This is a genomic window from Streptomyces apricus (assembly GCF_008369065.1).
In the GTDB taxonomy this organism is placed as follows: Bacteria; Actinomycetota; Actinomycetes; order Streptomycetales; family Streptomycetaceae; genus Streptomyces; species Streptomyces apricus.
Window position 1 is genome coordinate 1 of the sequence record NZ_VDFC01000075.1, and the last position, 2,773, is coordinate 2,773.

Consider the following 2,773-nt stretch of genomic DNA (forward strand, 5'->3'; position numbering starts at 1 on the left):
AGCGTCAGGTTGGTCCGCCAGTACGCGGCGACCAGCAGGACCCGGTCCTCCAGCGGCAGGCTCCACGGCCGTCCCTTGCGCACCGGGTCCGCCCCCTCCCGCCGCAACGCGGTGATCAGCTTGCCGAACTGGCGCGGGCTCAGGCCGGTGAACGGGCCTATCCAGGAGGGCTCCGACGCCGTGATCACACCAGACACAGCAAGATTATCTCACCCGTGACCGGCAGTTACGGGACAACCCTTAGCCAGGCAAATACCCTCTTTCTGCAGGTGCTGGCGCCGCCGTGGTCGCGAGCGCCCTGGAGGGTCTCGCGCTTCAGGGGCGCGTGGAAACTTTCGCAGGGCGCGTTGTTGTCCGCGCTGGTGCCGACCGCGCCCATCGAGTGGATGTCCCCGAGTTCGTCGCAGAGATCGATGAAGGCCCGGGAGCCGTATTGGGCGACTTCAACCGGCCGTTGCAACACCGACTGGGCATGAGGCTCCGCGGCGCCAGGAAGTTCCTCGACATGAGGTGACACCCGCTGGCCGACCCCAGCCCGTTCGAGCGTCACCTGCTGCAAGACGCCTTCGCCCCCGTCCGGCGCGGACAGGGGCGAAGGAACGTTCATGTGGTGATGGTGAGCGGGTTTTCCATGCGTTTCCAGGCTCCGAGGACGGCCTTGTGGGCGTCCGGCTGGAGGTGGGCATAGCGCTGGGTGGTCTGGAAGCTCTCGTGGCCGAGGAGGTGCTGGACCTCGTAGAGCGAGACTCCCTTCTGGACGAGCCACGAGGCGCAGGTATGGCGCATGGAGTGCGGCGGGTAGTGCGGGACGGGCTGCAGCTCGCCGTCGTCGCCGAAGCAGTAGGCGGCCTCGACGGCGGGCCACCAGGTCTGCCGGCGCCAGTTGCTGTCGGCGAGCAGGCGCCCGGAGCGGCCCTTGGTGATGGTGGTGAACACCACCGCGTCGCGGTCGAGCCGGTGGATGTGGCGCTCGAACGCTTCCAGGACGTGGGGCGGGAGCGGGACCTCCCGGCGGCTCTTGGAGCTCTTGGGGTATTCCTTGATGCCGCTCTTGGTGTTGACCTCCACCACGAACAGGCGTGAGCGGCGCACGTCGATGCGGTGGCGGTGCAGGCCGGAGAGTTCTCCCCAGCGCAGTCCGGTGTAGAAGCCGAGCAGGCACATCGTGCGCCAGGCGGGGGCGAGTTGGTCGAGGATGCTCTGCGCCTGGTCGGGCGTGAACCACTGCGGCGGTTTGACGGCGATGGGCGGCAGATCGATGCTGCGGCACGGGCTGACCGCGATCACATCGTCGTCGACCGCCGCACGCATGATCGACGACGTCAGGTTGTAGGCCCGCTTGATCGCAGCAGGGCCCGCGCCCTTGTCGACCAGGGAGCGGATCCAGCTCTGGACGTCCATGCGGGTGATGGCCCGCATCTCCCAGTCCGCCCAGTGGGGCATGACGTGGTTCTTGATGCTGGACGCGTCGCCGCGCAGGGTGTGGGGTTCGACGATGCGGGCGCTCCACCATCGGTCGTGCCACTCCCGGAACGCGATTTCCCCGGCCCGCGGGTCGCGCACGGTTCCACGGGCGAACTGGGTCTCCAGCTCGATGCCCCAAGCTCGCGCTTGGGCCTTGAGGGGGAAGGACTCGCTGAACCGGTCGCCGGTCCGGTTGCGTACGGTCGCCTGCCACCTGCCGGACTTCAATTTACGCAGGTACGTGGTACTGCTCCTTCACGCAGGAACGGTGAGGGCCGGAGCGACGGCGAGAGATCACCGGCGGGCGCGCGGGGAAGCGACCAGCCTGCTGGCGATGAACTCCTCCAGCCCTGCGGCGGGGACGCGGACGCGGGAGCGTTTGGTCCCGGTGCGCAGATCGACGACGGGAAGGTCCCCGGCGGCGATGAAGCGGTAGACGGTGCGGCGGTCGACGTCCAGGGCGGCGGCCACGGCAGGGATGGACAGCAAACGGGCAGGCATGGGCGACTCCTTGGAGACAAGAGGGAGGAAAGAGCCGGCGATTCGATTCCGCCGGGCTGCCGGGCGATGCAGCACGAAGGTCAACCGGCCCAGTCAGGGCAGTGGGACCACATCGCCCAGGAGATGCGTCGCGTGATGGCCGTAGCGAGGTGCGGACCGCCGATGGTCGGGATGTGTGTGGCGGCGGGCTCGCGCCCGGATCCTGGGCCAGAGCGCGGAAGGGTTATTACTGCTCAGGCGAGCAGGCTGTGCCCGCCGCGAAGGCGAAGAAGGGAAACACCGATCCCGAAGACTCCTCTTCAATCCGTTCCGGAAGGGCATGAATGCGCCCCTGGAAGAGCAACAAAAAATCGCCTATTGCGGGCTGTGGCAAACTGCTCGACTCCTCACACACAACATGGGGACACGTGGGCGCGCCCCGGTCGTTCAATGGTGCGGAGAATCGCCGGTTTGGCCAACCGGCGATCGTCGGCTATGTTCCCTCGCCGCCCGCCCGGGGACGCGCATCGGCATCGCCGAGGAGTGTCTGGGGAGCCACGCCGAGAGCAGCGGCGATGGACACGAGGTCGTCGACGTCGCAACGGCGAACTCGCCTTTCGATGCGGGAGAGTTGGGTGAAGGTCAGGGGCCGGCCGAGGGCGGTGACGCGGTCGGCGAGTCGGCGCTGCGAGTAGCCGCGCGTAGTGCGCAGGCGCTCTATGGCGTGTGCGGCGGCTTGTCCGGCGGGGCCGATTTCGAGAGGGCGTGGCGGCATGGGTGTGTTGTAGCTTGCTTTCCCCAGCGGGGGAAGCGGTGTGGTGTCTGCCAT

At 67.9% G+C, this 2,773-nt stretch carries 4 protein-coding genes and 1 pseudogene; all 5 read right to left on the reverse strand.

Annotation, left to right across the window (positions count from 1 at the left end; translation table 11 throughout):
• Positions 1-197: pseudogene (locus FGF04_RS33700) on the reverse strand (IS5/IS1182 family transposase); the annotation flags it as partial.
• Between the two features lie 29 nt (positions 198-226).
• Entirely contained in the window at positions 227-607 is a 381-nt protein-coding gene (locus FGF04_RS42175) for a hypothetical protein (protein WP_149515195.1), read from the reverse strand.
• Entirely contained in the window at positions 604-1,692 is a 1,089-nt protein-coding gene (locus tag FGF04_RS33710; RefSeq protein WP_149515196.1) for a tyrosine-type recombinase/integrase, read from the reverse strand. The genes FGF04_RS42175 and FGF04_RS33710 overlap by 4 nt, the downstream gene beginning before the upstream one ends.
• 66 nt (positions 1,693-1,758) lie before the next feature.
• A complete protein-coding gene (locus FGF04_RS33715; RefSeq protein ID WP_149515197.1) occupies positions 1,759-1,965 on the reverse strand; it encodes a helix-turn-helix domain-containing protein in 207 nt (68 codons plus the stop codon).
• 472 nt (positions 1,966-2,437) lie between these two features.
• Positions 2,438-2,773, reverse strand: a 336-nt coding sequence (locus FGF04_RS33720; protein ID WP_408055703.1) for a helix-turn-helix domain-containing protein, incomplete at its 5' end; no start/stop codon positions are given.